Annotated in this window: 15 protein-coding genes; 3 read left to right on the top strand and 12 right to left on the bottom strand. The window is 72.1% G+C overall.

The genetic code is table 11. From position 1 onward, the window contains the following. Positions 1-44: 44 nt before the first annotated feature. Both WME79_RS09905 and WME79_RS09900 read left to right on the top strand, forming a co-directional pair. On the top strand, positions 45-1,199 hold the full coding sequence (locus WME79_RS09905; protein WP_437534452.1) for a multiheme c-type cytochrome: 1,155 nt from the start codon (positions 45-47) through the stop codon (positions 1,197-1,199). A gap of 149 nt (positions 1,200-1,348) precedes the next feature. After that, positions 1,349-2,971, top strand: a complete 1,623-nt coding sequence (locus WME79_RS09900) for a hypothetical protein (RefSeq protein ID WP_437534451.1) — start codon at positions 1,349-1,351, stop codon at positions 2,969-2,971. 81 nt (positions 2,972-3,052) lie between these two features. Here the strand turns inward: WME79_RS09900 and WME79_RS09895 are convergent, their stop codons facing one another. Next, positions 3,053-3,457 carry a GFA family protein gene (locus tag WME79_RS09895; RefSeq protein WP_437534450.1) on the bottom strand — a complete coding sequence of 135 codons (405 nt, stop codon included), beginning with the start codon at positions 3,455-3,457 and terminating at the stop codon, positions 3,053-3,055. Between the two features lie 312 nt (positions 3,458-3,769). On the opposite strand from WME79_RS09895, the gene WME79_RS09890 reads away from it, so the two are divergent. Beyond that, on the top strand, positions 3,770-4,333 hold the full coding sequence (locus WME79_RS09890; RefSeq protein ID WP_437534449.1) for a hypothetical protein: 564 nt from the start codon (positions 3,770-3,772) through the stop codon (positions 4,331-4,333). A 187-nt stretch (positions 4,334-4,520) separates the two neighbouring features. Here the strand turns inward: WME79_RS09890 and WME79_RS09885 are convergent, their stop codons facing one another. The 11 genes from WME79_RS09885 to WME79_RS09835 all read right to left on the bottom strand — a co-directional run bounded on the left by WME79_RS09885 (position 4,521) and on the right by WME79_RS09835 (position 18,870). Then, the gene (locus WME79_RS09885) at positions 4,521-5,024 is read right to left on the bottom strand and encodes a hypothetical protein (RefSeq protein ID WP_437534448.1); all 504 of its coding nucleotides are present in this window, start codon (positions 5,022-5,024) and stop codon (positions 4,521-4,523) included. A gap of 96 nt (positions 5,025-5,120) precedes the next feature. Next, positions 5,121-6,098: a hypothetical protein gene (locus tag WME79_RS09880; RefSeq protein WP_437534447.1), complete on the bottom strand. Its 978-nt coding sequence runs from the start codon at positions 6,096-6,098 to the stop codon at positions 5,121-5,123. 38 nt (positions 6,099-6,136) lie between these two features. Further along, positions 6,137-7,201 (bottom strand): hypothetical protein, encoded by a 1,065-nt coding sequence (locus WME79_RS09875; RefSeq protein WP_437534446.1) that lies wholly within the window; start codon positions 7,199-7,201, stop codon positions 6,137-6,139. Beyond that, a complete protein-coding gene (locus WME79_RS09870; RefSeq protein ID WP_437534445.1) occupies positions 7,198-7,911 on the bottom strand; it encodes a hypothetical protein in 714 nt (237 codons plus the stop codon). Before WME79_RS09870 ends, WME79_RS09875 begins: the two co-directional genes overlap by 4 nt. Before the next feature lie 215 nt (positions 7,912-8,126). Beyond that, entirely contained in the window at positions 8,127-9,503 is a 1,377-nt protein-coding gene (locus tag WME79_RS09865) for a DUF5050 domain-containing protein (RefSeq protein WP_437534444.1), read from the bottom strand. A gap of 541 nt (positions 9,504-10,044) precedes the next feature. Next, the gene (locus WME79_RS09860; RefSeq protein ID WP_437534443.1) at positions 10,045-11,424 is read right to left on the bottom strand and encodes a DUF5050 domain-containing protein; all 1,380 of its coding nucleotides are present in this window, start codon (positions 11,422-11,424) and stop codon (positions 10,045-10,047) included. Between the two features lie 570 nt (positions 11,425-11,994). Beyond that, complete coding sequence (gene purK, locus WME79_RS09855) at positions 11,995-13,185, bottom strand: 5-(carboxyamino)imidazole ribonucleotide synthase (protein WP_437534442.1); 1,191 nt, start codon at positions 13,183-13,185, stop codon at positions 11,995-11,997. Positions 13,186-13,240: 55 nt separating this feature from the next. Beyond that, a complete protein-coding gene (gene purE / locus WME79_RS09850; protein WP_173427451.1) occupies positions 13,241-13,744 on the bottom strand; it encodes a 5-(carboxyamino)imidazole ribonucleotide mutase in 504 nt (167 codons plus the stop codon). A gap of 115 nt (positions 13,745-13,859) precedes the next feature. Further along, a complete protein-coding gene (locus tag WME79_RS09845) occupies positions 13,860-14,186 on the bottom strand; it encodes a TerB family tellurite resistance protein (protein ID WP_437534441.1) in 327 nt (108 codons plus the stop codon). A gap of 232 nt (positions 14,187-14,418) precedes the next feature. Beyond that, positions 14,419-16,176, bottom strand: a complete 1,758-nt coding sequence (locus WME79_RS09840) for a hypothetical protein (protein WP_437534440.1) — start codon at positions 16,174-16,176, stop codon at positions 14,419-14,421. A 30-nt stretch (positions 16,177-16,206) separates the two neighbouring features. After that, positions 16,207-18,870, bottom strand: coding sequence for a HEAT repeat domain-containing protein (locus WME79_RS09835; RefSeq protein ID WP_437534439.1), 2,664 nt, complete (start codon positions 18,868-18,870; stop codon positions 16,207-16,209). Positions 18,871-18,948 lie beyond the last annotated feature (78 nt).

Genomic DNA, 18,948 nt, shown 5'->3' with positions numbered 1-18,948 from the left:
TGCCTCGGGGGTGACGCAGCGTCGGGGGTGTTGTAGCCGCAACGATGGCTGTGCGGCGCTGTGTACCTGGCCTCGGCTTGCTGATCGCGGGCGCCCTCGCGGGCGCGTGCGCTGCCGCGCCGGACGCGCCCGCGAGGCCGACAGGCGACGTCGAGGCGCCGGCCGCCAGCGCCCTGCCTGGGGCCGCGGAGGCGGCGCGGGTGCCCATGCCGAGGCCGGCGCGGGCGCGGCTCGGGGCGGCGGTGATCGCGAACCAGGCCTGCGAGGGGTGCCACGAGGAGGTGGCGCGGGAGTGGCGCGCGTCACTCCACCACCGGGCGAACACCGAGCCGGCCTACCGGCGGGCGTTCGCGATCGAGCCGATGCCGTTCTGCCGGGCCTGTCACGCGCCCGAGGCGAGGCCGGAGGAGCCAGAGCCGGAGGCGCTCGGGGCGCTCGGGGTGGGGTGCGTGACGTGCCACGTGACGAGCGACGGCGAGGGCGAGCTCGCGGGGCAGGCGGTGGCGCCGGTGCTCGCTGCGCCGTGGGCGGGGCGCGGGGCGCCACCAGCGGCGCCGCACGCGGTGATCCGGGACGCGCGGTTCGGGGGCGCGGACGCATGCGCGGCCTGCCACGAGTTCGCGTTCCCCACGGCGGGAGGGCGATCGGCCGCGGAGCTGATGCAGTCGACCGTCATCGAGCACCGCGCGTCGCCGGCCGCGGACCAGCCCTGCGCGGCGTGCCACATGCCGCGCGGGCCGGCAGGGCGGCGCGGCCACGGGTTCGCAGGATCGCGGGACGAGGCGCTCGTGCGGAGCGCCGTGGCGGTGACGGCGCGGCGGCTCTCGGCGACGCGCGTGGCCGTGACGCTCGCGCCCGCGAACGCGGGGCACGCGTTCCCGACGGGGGATCTGTTCCGGAGGCTCGAGGTGTCGGCCGAGGCGCTCGGGCCCGACGAGCTGGTGCTGGGGCAGGAGGCGCGTTACCTGACGCGACACTTCGCGCTGCGGCCCGGGACGATCGGACGGAAGCTCGTGGCCGACGACCGGGTGCACGCGGAGCCCGTGACGGTGGAGCTCGACGTCGGGGCCGCCGGCGAGGGGCGGACGATCGCGTGGCAGGTGGCCTACCAGCGGGTGGCGCACCCGAACGGGGTGGACCTGCGCGACGCGGAGATCGAGGGCGAGATCCGGGTAGCGTCGGGGAGGCTCGCGCCGTGAGCGGACGAGGGATCGGCGCGAGGGGGAGCAGGCCGGCGCGGCGCGCGGTCCGGGGTGGTGAGCGGCTGAGCAGCCGGCGGGTCGACGATGGAGAGCATGGGAGCGCGGCGCGGCAGTCAGGCGCGGCCGCGCCTGGAGGAGGACGAGCGATGATCGGGCAGAGGGCGTGGTGGGGGCTGGGCGGGCTCGTGATGGCGATGGTAGGGTGCGGACCGGCGCCTGCGCCGCAGGTCGCGGGCGGGCCGCGCACAGAGGCCGCAGCGCAGGGGCCGGGCGCGGCAGGCGCGGCGGGCGCATCGAGCACCGCAGGCGCGGCAGGCGCGGCGGGCGAGGTGAAGGCGGACGAGGCGAAGAAGCCGGCGCCGCCGCCGAAGTCGGCGTTCGCGCCGGTGGCGCAGATCCCGGAGGAAATCGAGCTGCGGCTGCACCCGGTGGAGGGCGCGCTGCTCGTGTCGACCTCCAACCTGACGGTGCTCGAGGGGGAGCAGACGGAAGTGGCCGCCGCCGTCGGCGTGCTGAAGGATGGGAAGATCGAGTTCCCGAAGCGGCTGCACCTGCCGGGGTGGTGGGTGTCCGTGATCGGCGTCCACGGGCGCTATCCCGACCAGCTCGATCTGATCGCGACGGGCACCACGGGCCGCACCGGCGTCGCCGAGCACTACGCGCTGGGGCCGAAGGGCTGGGTGCGGCGACTGAGCAACACGGGGCAGTGGTTCACCGGGGTGGCGAGCATGGGCAGCTCGCTCGTGGGGCTGGCGGGGCCGACGATGATCGGGCCCTCGAGGTTCGTCACGCTGCGCGGGCCCGGGCTGGGACTGACGATCACGCCGGCGCCCAAGAAGGGGGAGTGCCGCGGGTTCGACGTTGAAGGGGTATCACCTTACGCGGAGGCCGAAGTCCGCCCGGAGGCGTTCGGGGCGACGCGCGATGGGACCGCGCTGAGCTACGGGCACAATTGCAACGGGGACAGCGCCCTGGAGGTCTGGAAGCCGGGCGAGAAGCGCTCGACCATCCTGCCCGTCCCGGCGCCGTCCGAGGAGCAGAACGCCGACGATGTACGCACGCTGATCCTGCCGGGCCCCGGCGACGGCGAGGCGTGGATCGTGGACGGGGCCGTCCTCCGCTACCAGGGCGGGGAGGCGAAGAAGATCGACCCGCCGGCGCAGGGCGCGCGCGTGCTCACGGCGTCGGCGGCGCCGGACGGGACGCTGTGGGCGCTCACGGAGAGCGCGCTGTTCGCGCGCAAGGGCGATGCCTGGGAGCAGGCGCCGCTGCCCGACGGGGCGAAGGCCCGGGACGTGGCCGTGGGGAGCGACGGGGCGGTGTGGGTCGTGGCCGGCGGGGCAATCCTGAAGCATGGCGGCGCCAGCGAGGCCACGGGCGCGGCGCCGGGGACCCTCCAGATCCAGAAGGGGCCGCCGCCGAAGCCCAAGGAGAACCGGACCTTGCCCAGGCCCGGCGGGCCGAAGTGCCCGCAGAACCTCGTGGTGCTCTACACGTTCAGCAAGACGGCGCCGGACGACTACGACTTCCCGCTGACGCGCAAGGCGCTCAAGGGACGCACGGAGTTCTCGCCGGCGCGCTTCGTGGTGACGCGCGACATGGGGCAGCGCTTCTTCGCAGCGTTCGTGCCGACGTGGGATCTCGCGAAGAAGCTGGAGGAGCGGATCAAGACCGATGTGCAGGGCTCGACGCCGCAAATCGTGTGCGCCAAGCCGGAGGTGGTGCGGGAGCTCAAGCTGGATCTGAAGACGGGAGAGGTCGCGAAGTGAAGGCGGTGCGGCGGGGGCGCCGGCGTGCGGCGGCGCCTCCGCCGGTAGGCCTCCGTCCCCCGCAAGCAGCGGCAGCGACGTTTACAGGTGCCGGGTCTCTCCCGGTGGCGCGCCCCAGTTGTTGTTGCGTCCGTCGGCGTATCGGATCGGCGCGGAGATGAGCTCTGCGAGATCCACGTCGTCCAGCGAAGCGAGCTGGACCGCCACATAGTCGCCGCCGATCGCCTCGACATACCCGCGCCCGAACGAGCGCACGCCGCAGTGTCGACAGAACAGGTGGTGCCCGGCCTTCATGCCGAACTGGTAGTCGCTCAGCGCGTCCTCTCCCGCGAGCAACCGGAACGCGTCCGGCTTGAGGATCACGTTCCAGTTTCTCGTCTTGGTGCAGATGGAGCAGTTGCACTTGTTGGTTCCAGCGCTCAGGTCGATGTCGGCCTCGAAGCGGACCGCACCGCAGTGGCAGCTCCCTGTATAGGTCTTCTTCATGTGCAAACCTCCTGGAAGGACAGGCGTTCACGTTCGAACGCTCGACGGCCTGACGGTACCCGAATCCGCACCGATCGGAGCCCCCTTCGAAGCGCCGCCGCGCGATCTGGAGGCGCGCTGCACCGGCGGCGCCCAGGCGTCCGCCGGCCGAGCCGCAAGCTCATTGCCCTGACACCCCTGTCATGCGCCGCTCGGCGGGCACCTGGCACAAAGCGCTGGGAGAACCGGCTCCTCACGCCCGCACAGGTGGCCTGCTCGTTGCTTCGCCAGCGCCTCCATCCACGGCGGTTCCGCCGGAGAGAGGATGGATCCATGACCTTATCTCTTTTTTCCCTCGTCCCACTCCGCCATTGCGCGCGCAAGGCCGCCGCGCTCGCCGCCGGGTTCGCCGTGGCCGCCGCGACGACCGGCTGCCTCACGAAGGAATGCACCGCGGTGGGCTGTAACGACGGCTTCTCCATCACCGCCGCGACAGCGGACAAGAGCTGGACAGCGGGAGAGTACACGCTGGAGCTCACGGTGGACGGCAACGCGGTGTCGTGCGCCTACAGCTGGACGAACACACCGGATGTCGGCGGCAGCGGCGTGTTCGTCCAGTGCAGCCCGACCGTCCGTGTCTCGATCAATGCGGTGACAATCTGCACGGAGACGAGGCACGGCGACGCCGTCTCCCAGAGCTGCATCCCGGCCCCCGGGCAGTTCACGCAGCTGCTCGCGATTGATGGCACGCCGGCGCGCGTCGACGTCGTCGTGCGGCGGGACGGCGCCCTCCTCGGAGAGCAGAGCTTCACCCCCGCGTACCGGACATCGTACCCGAACGGCGAAGACTGCGGCCCTGCGTGCCGACAGGACGCACAGGACTGGCCACTCCCGTAACCGTCGGCGCCGAAGGCGCGTTCTCTACAGCGGTTTCCGCCCACCGTTGCTACATGCCGAGCAGAGCGGCGGTCACCCGCACAGGAGACGGGCCCAGATCGGCGTTTTCGGCGCGCAGGCGTGCTCCAGCACGCCGAGCACCGAAAACGTCGAGGTGGGCCCGTATCCGAAGCGGGTGACCGTCGCTCTAGTCCCAGCGACTGGAGAGGACGGCCCTCATCCGGTCGATCCGCAGCGCCCTCTCCAGGGCGCGCCCCTCGTAGGCGCTGAGCAGCGCGGGGAGCGCCTGCCGGGCCAGCGCCAGCAGCGCGCGGCGGCGGACCTCGGGATCGAGCCTGCCCTCGACGACGATCTGGCTGAAGGCCAGGGCGAGGATCGCCTCGTCGCGGGTGAGCAGGCCATACTCGTCGTCCTCGCCGAGCGCCTCGACCTCGGCGGCGTCCACGGCGTCCCAGCCGGTATTGCCGACCTCCCAGCGCTCGAGGAGCGCGTCGAGGAGCTCGAGCGGGCTCTTCTTCGGGTGCTCGTCGCGGAAGTCGCGGAAGGCATTGAGGGTCTCGTGCGCGGTCTCGTTGCCGAACGGAGCGGTCTCGTCGGTGAGCGACCAGAAGAACGGGTCGGCGAGGGCAGCGACGGCCCGGGGGTGGCAGTCGTCGGGGGAGAGGTCGGGGAGATCGGGCGCTTCGGTCATGGGAGAGGGCTTTCCGTCGGGTGAGGCGCGGGCGCGCCGCGCCGCCACCTTACCGCGTCGGCGCGCCCCCTCCGAGCGCGGCGCCCGCCTCCACCGTCATTTCCAGTGCCACTTGCCCTTCCCCTTGCCCTTGTGCTTGTGCTTGTGGATGACGATCACCCGGCCGTCGTCGTCATCGTCGTGCACCACCACGGTCGGCTTGACGTCCACCTTCACGGCCCACGTGGTGGCCACCAGGATGCCGATCACGGGCGCGCTCGGGCCGACCACGATCACCGCGCCTGGACGGTAGCCGCAGAGGACCACGTGCGTGTGCCCGCCTTCCTTGAGCACCACCGTGATCTTGGTCGGATTGACCTTCACGTTGAGCTTGCCGGTGAAGTAGAGCCGATCGGGCCCAGGCGCGAGCACGATGACGTCCGGCCCCGACGCCGTCTGGATCGCGAGCTTGATCTCGCGCTCGCCGATCGCCACCGGCTTGAGGTTGAGATCCAGCACGTACACGCGCAGATCGCCGCTCTCCTTGTCGGCGACGATCTCCACGATGTCGTCTCCGACCTGCTGGAGCACGCCCCCGCTCGGCCCCTTGGTCCCGTCGAGCTGGGTCGTCTGGTGCTCCCTGGCGCTCTCCTGGAGCTCCCGGGTCCCGCCGCGCGGCACGTGCAGCACTCCCTTGAACGGCTCGCCCTTCACCTTGAGCTCGTAGCTGACCTCGGTCAGGTCGTCCTCGAGCGGCGGGAGCTTGGCGAGCAGCACGCCCCCCGACTTGGGCTCGGGCACGAGCGCCGCGTTCATGGGGGCTCCGCCCTTGCCAGGCACCTTGACCGAGACGTTGCCCGACACATCCGCTTCGATGGGCTTGCCGTCGCGATCCTTCACGAGCGCCGTCACCTGCCCGTCCTGAGCCACCGTCATGACGACGGACCCGGGCTCGTGCTGCTCCGTCAGCGCCCAGTTGTCCTCGATGCTCTCCGCCGTGATCTGCGGCGACTTGCTGCAAGCGGGCGAGACGAGCGCCGCGGAGGCGACCCCGAGCGCGACGACCATGGATCGGAGACAATGTTGGATTCGCATACACCCCTCTGTTGCAACACCTTGAAGGCTCAATCGCCTCATACCTGCTTGCGCGTCACGGACCAGATGAAGCCGTCGTACCAGAAGTGCATAAGCGCGACGGTCTGCGTGATCGACCACAGCGCGCGGTCGTCCGCCGGCGCGAGCTCGGCCCAGGCCCCGTACACAAGGACGCCCCCGAGGAAGACCGCCAACGCGATCGGCGTTCCGACCCGGAGCGCGTCGAGCCGCAGCCGGCGGCGGAGGCGGGCGCCCTCCGACCACCAGACGAGCGCCAGGTACTGCACGGCGTGGAACAGGTTCATGATGAAGAAGGCCTGTCCCCAGGGGTTGAAACCCCACGTGTAGATCGAGCAGAGACCCGTGCTGACGAACAGCCACACCTTGGGGAACGACACCCGATAACCCCGCCGGTACAGCGCGCGGTATGCGAGCGCGTAATAGAGCAGGTACGACGTGCCCGCGGCGATGACGGCCCAGCTGACGGCGCGGTGGCTCGACGTCATGAGCGCCGGGACCGCGGTGAAGAAGGCGGGGCCCACGCCCTCGAAGGCGTCGAAGCTCTGGAAGTGGAGGAGCATCGTCGCGCCGCCCAGGATGGGGCCGGCATAGAGGACGAGGTTGAGCCACAGATCCAGCCGGCGGCCGAGCGCCGGCGCGTTCCCCTCGCGCGCGTCGTACATGCGCCCGAGGCCGAACGTCTGGAGCGCCGAGTGGTAGACGTCCCAGAACACCACGAGGACCGACACGCAGGCGACAGCCCACATGGACAGCATCATCGCGGCGAACAGGGCGACTGGCGCCACGAGGAAGCGGAGCCGGTGCTGCCGGAAGATGTCCGCATTGCCGTGGCTCCGGAGGAGCACCGCGGCGAGGTGGCCGTGGATGAGCGTGCCGATGAAGAGCCCCGCGCACGTGACCTTCTCCCCGTGAAGCCTGAACGTCGCGTCGGCGAACGGCGTCCCCGCGATCAGGGCGCCCGCGGCCAGCGCGACGAGCGGCGGAAGCAGAAAGAAAGCCCAGTCGTACCAGGGGCCGACGATGTACGCAGCCCGGCCCACACCGAGCAGCGCAGCGGACACGGGCTCGGCCCGTGCGCTCATGTGGGATACTCGACCGCCGCGGGCCGCTGCCCCGGTGCTGCTTGCGAGAAGCCGATCGTCCACCCCTGCACGGCGAGGTGATCGACGAGCGACAGCAGGAAGAGATTCACGCCGAGCATCTCCATCGCCTCTTCCACGAAGTCGATGAGCGCGTAGATCAGGTTGTCGCTCCCGGCCCGCTCGGTCCAGTACCCGAGCGGCAGCTCGAGGACGAGGGCCCCGGTGACATAGATCCCGCCCGAGAGGAGGAATCGATTCCGCGTCTCTCGCGGGAGGTGCGAGAGGAACGGGAGGTATGCGACCGCGAACACCGCCACCACGGCGGCCGCCGGGATCACCCAGCTGAAGTACAGCACCCCGCGCAGATCGAGCCAGGAGCTCGCCGCTTCATGGATCTCGACCACCTCGTCGAGCGAGATGTAGAGGAACGCCGCGGAGAGCCCCCACCAGTGCTTCACGAACTTGCCCGTGCGGCGGGCGCCGACGGCAAGGACAGCGAGCGTGAGTGAGCACACGAGCAGCAAGGACGAGGTGTACCACGTGGGCACATTCTGTTCGTAGCTCAGCGAGAACAACGGGACGACGCCGCTCTGGCTCCTCAGGTGGAGAAGCGGCTTGAGCACCTCGACGGCGAGCCCGGCGCCCGCAATCACCGCCATCACGGCGAGCAGCGCGACCTGGAGCCGGGCCCTCGAGAGGGTGATCTGCATCGAATGAAAAGAACTACGCCAGGACGCCGGACACGGTCAATGTGTAAAGCAGCTGGCGCAGAGGGGAGCGCAGCGCGCCCTGGCGAGCGGACTCTGGAGCGCTCACCACGCGCTCTCGAGGCCACCTTCGGTGCAATGCGGTGAGGGCGAACGGGCGCCATCCGCCGCGTTCGCCCCTGCTGTCCAGCTGCCCGCAATCACCGCCGGACGCGCGCTCAAGGAGCGCTATAGGACACGATCTCGCCTTCGAAGCGGTAGTCACCGCCGTTGGTCCAGAACACGTCCTGACCTTCCGGGGCGATGATGCGCCAGGCGAAGTGCTGGCCGAGCGCGAGCACGGAGGTCTTGTTCTTCACAAGATCGTGAGCCTGAACGCTGCGGTTCCGGCTCATGTCCGTCGAGAAGAGCGTCGAGCCCCTGAGCGCAAGCCCCGCCATCGAGCCCCCCTGGTAGATCAGCGTCTTCGCCCCTCCGGCGATCGGCGCCTTGAACACGCCGCCGTCACCGGCGTTGGCCCAGTAGACGAACGCCGCGTCCACCGCGATCCCGGCCGGCTCGCCCTCGTTCTCGGCGATGACGGTCACGTCCCCGCCCGCTTTCGCCACCTTGTAGACCTTGTTCGTCGTGGCGCCGCCGGTCCAGTAGATATTCGCGGTGTCCTGCGCCAGGTACTCGGCCATGCCGGCCTTGGCCGCGAGGACGACGGGCTCGCCGCCGTCGAGGGGCATCTTGTAGATGTTGTGTCCGTCGCCATCGCCGAAATAGACGGACGACTCGTCTCCGATGACGCTCAGCACGTAGCCGATCTCGACCAGCGTCTCCATCTCCAGGGTCGATTTGTCGACGCGCTTGAGCGCCGAAGGGATGACCGGATCGTTGTCTCCGCCGCTCGCCCAGTACACGTGGGAGGCGTTGACCCACAGCGCCCTGGGGTCGGGATCCGCAGGGGTCATCGCCTCCACCTCGGTGGTGCTCGGCTTGACGCGATAGATGTAGCCGTCGTTCGAGTCCGCGGGCGCGGTGGCCTCGGTGCCGCCGCTCGCAAAGTAGAGGTAGGTGTCATCGGCGGCGAGCGCCATCGGGTAGGCGTGCTGGCTCGCCATCGCCGCCGGCGGGACCATCCCGGCCTGGAAGCGGGAGAAATGCGGGGTCTCCGTGACGACGCCGGCAGGGAAAACGTCATGACGCTCGAGCCGCGTGAAGTCGTCGGAGTCGGCCGGCGCGGTGAACGCATAGGCGTCGAGGAAGGTGTTTTCCCCGAGCTCCGCCTCGAGCTCCACGGTGATCGGCAACGTGAGGGTGATCGGCTTGTCGAACGTCTGCCCCTCCGGGCCGAGGAGGTACATGGGCCCCACCCCGCCCTCGCGCGCGTCCTCGACGCGCTCGATGGTGATGTCCGTCGCCGCGCTGACCGCGCCTGGCGGCACTTCGATCTTGAACCCGTCCCTCACGGTGAACACGCCGCCCTGCGCGTCGACGGAGAACTGCGGCTCGGTCCCCTGCGTGGCGTCGTCCGCCTCCGCCCCCCCGCACGACACGCTACCCAGCCCGGCCGCCGCACACGCCAACACCATGAATGAGGTTCTTTTCATCGACTTGCTTCTCCGCGGGCGGTCGCCGCCGCCCATGATGGACAGGGTTGCAAGCAGGGGAACGGCCGGAGTCTCCACGGTCGCGAGCCGATGAGATACGAACATGCCGCAGCGGCGCCTCTTACGAGATGATCGTTGGAGTTGAGATCGGGTGTTCTCGGATCAACGGCTTCCTGGTTCGATGATCCGTCCCGGTGGCCAACGCGCGTGGTTCCGCCCCGGCCAACATGCGCTCGCCATGAAGACAAAGACACCGTGAGCGCTCTCCGCACTGGCAGTGAAGACGATGGACTCTGCCGAGCTCACTGCGCGCGGCCCCGGTGCCTCCGTCGCGTCAACGCGACAGCGGAGCGCCAGATTCGCCGAAAGCGAAGCCAAGCATGAGCATGCGGGACCACCCCCCTACCCGTCACGCTGGTCCCGGGTGAGCAGTTGCACCGCGGCTCATCGGCGGCTCACAAATCGGCGGCCCAAAAATCGGGGCGACCTTGCGTTCGCCCCTGCTGTCATGCTGCCCGGCATCGCCGCCGGAGGCGCGCGCTCAAGGAGCGCGGTAGGACACGATCTGGCCTTCAAAGCGATAATCACCGCCGTTGGTCCAGAACACGTCCTGACCTTCCGGGGCGATGACGCGCCAGGCGAAGTGCTGGCCGAGCGCGAGCACGACGGTCGTATTGCTCGCGAGATCGTGGGCCTGGACGCTGCGGTTCCGGCTCATGTCCGTCGAGAAGAGCGTCGAGCCCCTGAGCGCAAGCCCCGCCATCGAGCCCCCCTGGTAGATCAGCGTCTTCGCCCCTCCGGCGATCGGCGCCTTGAACACGCCGCCGTCACCGGTGTTGGCCCAGTAGACGAACGCCGCGTCAACCGCAATCCCGGCCGGCTCGCCCTCGTTCTCGGCGATGACGGTCACGTCCCCGCCCGACTTCGCCACCTTGTAGACCTTGTTCGTCCGGGAGCCACCGGTCCAGTAGATGTTCTCTGCGTCCTGCGCCAGGTACTCCGGCGCGCCGGCGTCGGCCGCGAGGACGACGGGCTCGCCGCCGTCGAGGGGCATCTTGTAGATGTTGTGTCCGTCACCATCGCCGAAATACACGGACGACTCATCTCCGGTGACGCTCACCACGTAGCCGATCTCGACCAGCGTCTCCATCTCCAGGGTCGATTTGTCGACGCGCTTGAGCGCCGAAGGGATGACCGGATCGTTGTCTCCGCCGCTCGCCCAGTACACGTGGGAGGCGTTGACCCACAGCGCCTTGGGGTCGGGATCCGCAGGGGTCATCGCCTCCACCTCGGTGGTGCCCGGCTTGACGCGATAGATGTAGCCGTCGTTCGAGTCCGCGGGCGCGGTGGACTCGGTGCCGCCGCTCGCAAAGTAGAGATAGGTGTCGTCGGCGGCGAGCGCCATCGGGTAGGCGTGCTGGCTCGCCATCACCCCCGCCGGGATCATCCCGGCGTAGAAGGTGCCAACGGAGGTGGTCTCCGTGATGAGCTCAGCGGCGGAGACCTCGTGATGCTCGAGCGGCGTGAAGTCGTCGGAGCCTGTCGGCGCGGAGAAGCCGTAGGCATCGAGGACGGTATTCTCCCCGAGCTCCGCCTCGAACTCCACGGTGATCGGCAGCGTGAGCTTGATCGGCTTGGCGAACGTCTGCCCCTCAGGACCGAGGCGGTAGGTGGGACCTACCGCGCCTTCGCGGGCGTCCTCGATGTTCTCGATGGTGAGCTCCGTCGCCGCGCTGACCGCCCCCGGCGGCACTTCGATCTTGAATCCATCATCCCCGGTGAAGACCCCGCCCTGAGCGTCGACAGAGAACTGGGGCTCAGTCTCCTGCGTGACGTCGTCGCCCGCGTCCGCCCCCCCGCACGACACGCTGCCTAGCCCGCCCGCCACGCACGCCAACACCATGAATGAGGTTCTTTTCATCGACTTGCTCCTCCTCGGGCGGTCACCGCCGCCCAAGATGGCCAGGGTTGCAAGCAGGGGCACGGCCGGAGTCTCCACGGTCGTGACCTGTTAAGAATTGAACATGCCACAGCGGCGCCTCTGTGCGAGATATTCTTTGAAGTCCAGGGCGTGGGTTCAGATCAAATGCATCCTATATCGATGTTTCGTCCCGATAGCCAGTGCGCGTGATTCCGCCCCGGCCAGCGTGCGCTGCCCCTGTAGACGAAGACACAGTGAGATGTCTCCGCACGAGCGCTCAAGACCATTGAATTCGCCGAGATCGCTGCGCGCTGCCGCGGCGTCGCGGTCGCGCCCAGACACAGCGAAGCGCCAGCCACGCCGCAGGCGACGCCGAACCTGAGCACGTGAGAACACACCTCCCTACCCGCCAAGGTCGTCCCGAACATGCAGTTGCGCCGCGGCTCACCGGCGGCTCATGAATCGACGCGAACGGAGAGAGTCCGTCGACGGGATGGCGCGACGCGCGCCGCGCCATCACCGGCAGCAGTGGAGTGCGTCGTTCGCCGGCGGGGGCCCGTCGGCGGCGCGTCAGCGCCCGGGGAGCGGTAGCCCGGCCTGCGCGGAGAGCCGGGCCATCGCGAGCTTCGCGGCGACGAGCGCCTCCTCCGGCGTGCGGCCCGTGGCGGAGAGGTGGCCCATCTTGCGGCCGGGGCGGGCGACCCGCTTGCCGTAGAGGTGGAGCCGGACGCCCGGGATCTCCAGCGCGGCCTCGAACGGCGGCGGCGCGCCGCCGAGCCACACGTCGCCAAGCAGGTTGAGGATCGCTGCGGGGCGGACGATCTCGACCGAGCCGAGCGGCAGGTCGCACACGGCGCGGACCGCCTGCTCGAACTGGCTCGTCGCGCAGGCGACCTCGGAGGCGTGGTAGCTGTTGTGGGGCCGCGGGGCGAGCTCGTTGATGAGCAGCCGGCCGTCCCTCAGCAGGAACAGCTCGACGACGAGCAGCCCCTCGACGCGCAGGCCGACCGCGAGGTCGAGCGCGATCTGGACCGCCTGCCCCGTCACCGCGGCCGAGAGCGGGCCCGGCAGCAGCGACCAGTCGAGGATCTGGTCGACGTGGTGGTTCAACGCCGGCGGGTAGACCGCGAGCTTGCCGCTCGGGCTCCGCGCGACAAGCACCGAGAGCTCGGCCTCGAGGTCGAGCGCCTGCTCGACCACGCAGCGCTGGCCGCCGAGCGACGCGAAGAGCGACGCGGCCTCGCCCTCGATGCCGCCGGCGCCGCCCGGCGACGCGTCCCCCGAGAGCCGCAGCTGGCCGCGGCCGTCGTACCCGCCGACGCACGACTTCACGAAGCACGCCCCGCCCATGGCGCGCGTCGCCTCGAGGAGCTGCTCGCTCGTCGCGACCTCGCGGAAGGGCCCCACCGGGAAGCCGTTGCGCGAGAGCCAGCCCTTCTGGACGCCGCGATCCTGCACCATGGCCAGCACGTCGGCCGACGGGCGCACCGGCGCGAACCGGGCGGCGGCCACGAGGCCGTCCGTGGCGATCTTCTCGATCTCGAGCGTCACCACGTCGCACTGCGACGCGAGCTCGGCCGCCTGCGCTACGTCGTCGAACGAGGCGACGATGCAGCGATCGAGCACCGAACGGGCCGGGCAGTCCGGGTCAGGGTCGAGGGCGTGGACCTTGTACCCGAGCGTGCGGGCGGCCAGCGCCGTCATGCGGCCGAGCTGGCCGCCACCGAGGATACCGAGCGTAGAGCCGGGAGCGATGGGCATTTCCGGAGGACCTGTACGAGGGGGAGCGAAACGAGGCCTGACGAGGCCTGATGAGCTAGACGATGACCGAGTCGCGTAGCACCGCCGCCTCCTGCGCGCCGCGGAAGGCGGCGAGGCGCTCGCGGAGCTCCGGGTGCTTGCCCGACAGGACCGCCGCCGCGAACAGGGCCGCGTTGGCCGCCCCGGGCTTGCCGATCGCCATCGTGGCGACGGGGACGCCCTTCGGCATCTGGACGATCGAGAGCAGCGCGTCCATGCCGTTCAGCGCCGTGGCGGGGATGGGCACGCCGATGACGGGCAGCACCGTCTTCGCGGCGACCATCCCGGGCAGGTGGGCGGCGCCGCCGGCGGCGGCGATGATCACCTCGATCCCGCGCTCCGCGGCCGTGCTCGCGTATTCGAACATCCGGTCCGGCGTGCGGTGCGCCGAGACGACGCGCACCTCGTGCGGGATGCCGAGCTGCGTGAGCAGCTCGCTCGTGACGGCGAGGTGCTCGTAGTCGCTCTTGCCGCCCATGATCACGCCGACCCAGGGCTTCTCGGCCGAGCTCGCTCCCATTTCCGCTGGGGTCCGGCCCTCGCCGGCCCCTCCCTGCGCCATCGTGCTCATCGTTCCACCGCTCACCGGCTCATCATCCATCCGTTGTCCGTCATCCGTCGCCCCCCCGCCCGCGTCAGCGCGTGAGCTGATCCAGCAGGCTCAGGCTCTCGCGCTCTTCCTCGCCGATCTCGCCGTCGGACGAGATCATCTCGCGCGCGGCGTTCAGGAAGAGCTGCCGGTGCGCGCGCGGGATCTTCATCGGATCCACGTCGTCGGCCGCGGGCGGCACCTCGAGCCAGCTGCGCACCTGCTTGGCTTCCTCCGCGTCCAGGTGGAGCCGCAGGATCATCTTGCGCACGAACTCGCGCTCCTGGTCGCGCACCTGGAGGTCGGCCCAGGCGAACGAACAGATGAACCGCATCAGCTGGAGGCGTTCTTCGCGAGAAAGCTTGTCGAGCATGGGCGGGGACTCTAGCCCGGATCCGCCTGCGTTTTGTGTGGAAATCAGCGAGCCGCGCGCCGTGTAAGCCGTGTAAGGGGATTCCCGGATCCGCGTCGCCTACCCGCGCTCGCGCTGCCGCGCTCCCACGTGCGCGTTTCCGCCCGCGCGTCCTCATGGTGGGCTGGTGGGTGGGGCCGCGCTCTCCAGCGCGGTCGCCGCAGCACCCGCCCGGGCGCCCGGTCTTCGCCGCTCAGCGGTACGGGCGGGCGACGCGCGGGCCGCGCAGGAGCGCCGCCACGTGCAGCTGCGCCCCGAGCAGCTCGCGCAGGGTCGAGGGGTCCTCGAGCGGGGCCGGCAGCGTGATCACGATGGCGTGCGGGGCGATACGGAGCGCGCGCGTGCGGGCCTGCAGGCCCTTGACCGCCTCGCGCGCCCTGGGCGAGGCGGCGCGCAGCTGCTCGGGATCGTCGGGATCGAGCGCCGCGTCGAGGGGCGGATCGACCACCAGCGTGATCTCGGAGCGCTCGGGGTGGGGGCCTCTCTCGAAGCAGGTGTCGACGTGGAACGTCGCGCCGTCGACCTGCGCGTCCCGGATGCGCATGCGGCCCACCTCGAAGCGGCCGTGGACCTCGGCAGCGAACCGCTCCCAGGCCGCGCGCATCCCCGCCATCGGCGTGGGCGGCGGGATGCGCTCGTTCGCGGCGCCGATCTCGGCCGCCAGCGCCGCGAGGTGCTCCAGGAACGCGCCGAGCCATGGCTGATCGTGGCCCGGCGTCCGCGACCGGACCGACACGTGCTCGTCGTCCAGCCGGACGTCGTCGAAGGCGAGCAGCGCCCGGCGCAGCGGCCCCGCGACCACGGCGCGCACCTGGCCGGGATCGCGCCCGCGCACGCGGTAACGGCGGCCGAAGCCCTCGTCGTCCTCGGACGACAGCGCGAGCAGGAAGCGCTTCACGCCGACCTCCAGGTCGAGCCCCCACGACGGCCAGCGCAGCTCGCCCACGAGCGCGCCGCTCGACGAGGAGCCCGCGTCGATCCACACCGACGCCGCGGCGCCGGAGAGCGTGCCCGAGAGGCGGAGCTCCAGCGCGTCGAGGGACAGGCCGTGGCGCGCGCCGACCGCTTCCCAGACGGCGCGCCACCTCCCGGAGCCGATCTGCCGCCGCATCGCGCCGAGGCCGGGGGGGCTGTCGAAGACGCCGAGCACGAGCGGCGTCGTGTGGACGACGCCGTCCGCGCGCGCGAGATCGACGCGCACCTCGAGCCCCCAGACGAGGGCGACCCAGCCGGCGTCAAACGACGGCGCGACGGAGCGGGGGATCCGGAACCGGAAGGGCAGCTCCCGCCCCTCGTCGCGGCTGTCCGCGCGGCGGAAGGCGGTGAAGCGGTGCGCCTCGGTCGCGCGGTTCGGCGCGGAGCGGTCGGCGCTGAGGAGGCGCTCGACGCCGACCAGCGAGATCTCGATCCCGCGCGCGCCGCGGCCCTGCACGTTTCCGAGGGCCACCGCCCCCGAGATCTCGTCGCCCGGCGCGAAGATGCGATCGTCGAGCGAGACCTCGACGAAGGGGCTGTCGCCGCGCGCCGTGGTCCCCGCGGCCGGCGACCTCGCCGGGCGCGTGACGGGGCGGGGCGTGACGAGCACCTCGTAGGACTCCTGGACGTCGAGCCACCACGGGATCGCGATCGAGAGCGTGATGCCGTACCGGATCTCGGCGCGCGTGCCGAGGTACGAGCAGGGCGCGTCGGCCGGGAGCGGGAAGCTCGCGCGGTAGCGCTGCTCGCCCTCGGGGAGCGTCGTCGGCCCCGAGACGCGGGCGACGAGCGAGAGGAAGTGGGGCGGGACGAGGACGCGCTCCTCGACGCGGGCGACCTGCATGCCCTCCAGGTGGAGCTCGATCGCGTCGACCGGCGTCCTCGCGCGGCAGCGGAGCACGAGCTCGACCAGGACGACGTCGCCCGGGTGCACGGTCCTGGACATCCGGAGCTCGACGTCAGGTCGGGTTCGCATGGTGTCCGGCTCAGCGCGGCGGGCGCGGGCTCACTTCACGAGCGGGGCCGGGACGGTCAGGCGGATGGCCCCTCGGGGAGCGCCGCGCTCGAAGAGCTCTCCGCGCCGGTCCGCGACGCCGAGGCGCATGAGCCCGTCCGCGCGCACGAGCGCGAAGGGCGCGCGCGGGGCCGGCGCGTCGCGGACCGAGCCGCCCCGGCCCGCGTCGAACGGGACGATGAAGACCACGACGTCCTCGGCGCCGGCGACCGGCGCGCGGGGCGGCGCGGCGCGGGCGCAGCGCCCGGCGACGGTGGCGTTCCTGTCCTCGGTGGCGCAGCGGGCGAGCGCGCGGCGATCGTCGTCGGCGCCGCTCCGCGCGAGGTGGTCGGCGGCCGCGAGGCGGACCGCCTCGGCGGGGTCGCGCGCGAGCAGGTCCCGCGCCGCGTCCCCGTCGCAGCGGGCGCCGGCCACGGTGAGGGCCGCGAGCGCGTTGGCCCGCACGTAGGGGCGCGCGTCGGGGAGCGCCGCGCAGAGCGCCGCGGCCGCGCGGGCGGGCTGCCCGGCGCGGCCCGCGGCGCGCCCGATCGCGCCTGCCGCGTTGCCCGCCACGGCGACGTCAGGGTCCTTGAGGAGCGGCAGGAGCAGCGGCAGCGCGTCCTTGTCCCCCGCCGCGCCCAGCGACCAGACCGCGTTGGCGCGGACGCCGGGATCCGGATCGCCCGCGAGCTTGCGGAGCGCGGCGGCGGCCTCCGGATGCCCCGCGAGCGCCTCGGCGATCTTGCGGCGATCGTCGATGGGCGCCGCCGAGGCCATCCGCGCGAGCGCGGCGCCCGCGGCCTGCCCGGGCATGCGGCCGAGCCCCTCGATCAGCGCGTCGCGCGCGGCGTCCGGCGCGCTCGCGATCGCGGCCGCCACGTCGTGGACAAGGCCCTTTCCGCTCGCGTCGTTCGCGGCCTTCGCGTCCGTCGCGCTCCCCGCGTCGTCCGCGCGCGACAGGGCGCCCGAGAGGGCGATGCCGAGCGCGCCGCGGTCCTGCTCCGCCGCGACCGTGAGGCGCTGGAGCAGCGGCCGCGCGCTCCCTGGGCCGGCGACGCGGGAGAGCGCGATCGCCGCCCGGAGGCGCACGTCGGCCGACTCGTCGTCGAGCGCCGCGAGCAGGGCGGCGTCCACGGCCGCGCCGAGCGTCCCAGCCGCGCGCGCGGCCCCGAGCGCCTCGATCACGGCGAGGCGGAGCGGCGTGGAGCGCGCCTTGGCGAGCGGCAGCAGCGCCGCCTGCGCGCGCGGCGATCCGGTGCGCCCGAGCAGCTGGACGAGGGCGAGCTTCTCGTCGGGCGCGGTCGCCGGGTCGATCAGCAGGGCGCGCGCCGGGTCGACCGCGCGCCCGTCGGGCCGCGCTGGATCGAGCAGCGCGGTCGCGGCGCGGATGGCCTCCGCGCGGACCGCGGGGTCGCCGTCGCCGAGCAGCTCCAGCACGCCGGGCAGCGCCGCGGGATCGCCGAGCGCGCCGAGGGCGCGCAGCCCGTGCCGGAGCGGGACGACGCCCCGCTGCATCCCCCGGACGAGCGCGGGCAGCGCTTCCCTGGCCTTGAGCTCGCCGAGCACGAGGGCGGCGCCCGCCGCGGTGTTGGCCGACGGCGCGGCCGCGAGCGCGGCGATGAGCGCGGGGACGGCCGCGGCGCCGGCGCTGACGAGGGCGTCGCGGACCGCGGAGCGCGGCGCCGCGGGGTTGTCCTTCGCGAGCGCCGCGAGCAGCGCCTTCACGGCCGCCTCGGAGCCGATGCGGCCGAGCGCCCGGAGCGCCGCCTCCCGCACGTCGTTGCTCGAGGTGGCGCTGTCGGACGGCCGCGCCCCCGGGAACGCGCCCGCGGCCCCCGGCGACGCCGTGACCAGATCGGCGATCGCCGACGTCGCGTCGTCCGAGCGCAGCCGGCCGAGCGCGGTCACCGCCTCGACGCGCACGTCCTGGGATGCGTCCTGGAGCGCGAGCAGCAGCGCGCTGACCGCGCGCGGGTCTCCGAGCTCTCCGAGCGCGCGCGCCGTGGCCTTGCGGACCTCCGGCACCGAGTCCTGCACCTTGCCGATCAGCGGCACGACGGCGCGCCCGTCGCCGATCCGGCCGAGCGCGCGCGCGACCTCCGCGCGCACCTCCGGCGCGGTGTCGTCGAGGTGGCCGAGCAGCGGCGAGACCGCGTCCGGCAGCCCCGCCGCGCCCATCGCGGTCGCGGCGGCGAGGCGGACGTGCGGGTCGGGATCGCCGAGCACCCGCCCGAGCGCGACGACGGAGCGGTCCGTGGGCGCCGCGCGGATCACGTCGCAGGCCGCGAGCCGCAGGCGCGCGTCGCCCTCGCCGAGCCACTCGATCACGAGGTCCCCCGCGCGCGGCATCCGGAGGCGCACGGCCGCCCCGGCGAGGTGCAGCCGCACCTCGACGTCCGGATCGCTCATGCCTCGCTGGATCAGCCTGATGGCCGTCTCCGGGGCGAGCTCGCCCACGCGGGTCGCGGCCAGGCGCCGCTCCAGGGCGTCGCCCGACGTGAGCGCACGCGCGATCTGCTCCGGCACGTTGGGCCAGAGGGTCGCGGCCGCTCCCCCGGGCGACGCGACCGCGGCGGCCGAAGCGGCGACGACGAGCAGGACCTGCGGCAGGCGGCGCAGCGGCGAGGACGAACGGCGCACGAGCCGAGGGTAATACAGCGGGCGCGGCCACGTCATGGCGTTCCAGACGGCTCGTGCGCCGCGGGGCAACGCCCCGCAGGGCGCGCGCTGGCGAGGAGGGGCGCCTCCTCGCCG

The sequence above is a fragment of the Sorangium sp. So ce726 genome (genome assembly GCF_051521405.1).
In the GTDB taxonomy this organism is placed as follows: Bacteria; Myxococcota_A; Polyangia; order Polyangiales; family Polyangiaceae; genus Sorangium.
The sequence above is the reverse complement of the archived record's forward strand: the minus strand, read 5'-3'. Positions and strand labels throughout refer to the sequence as shown.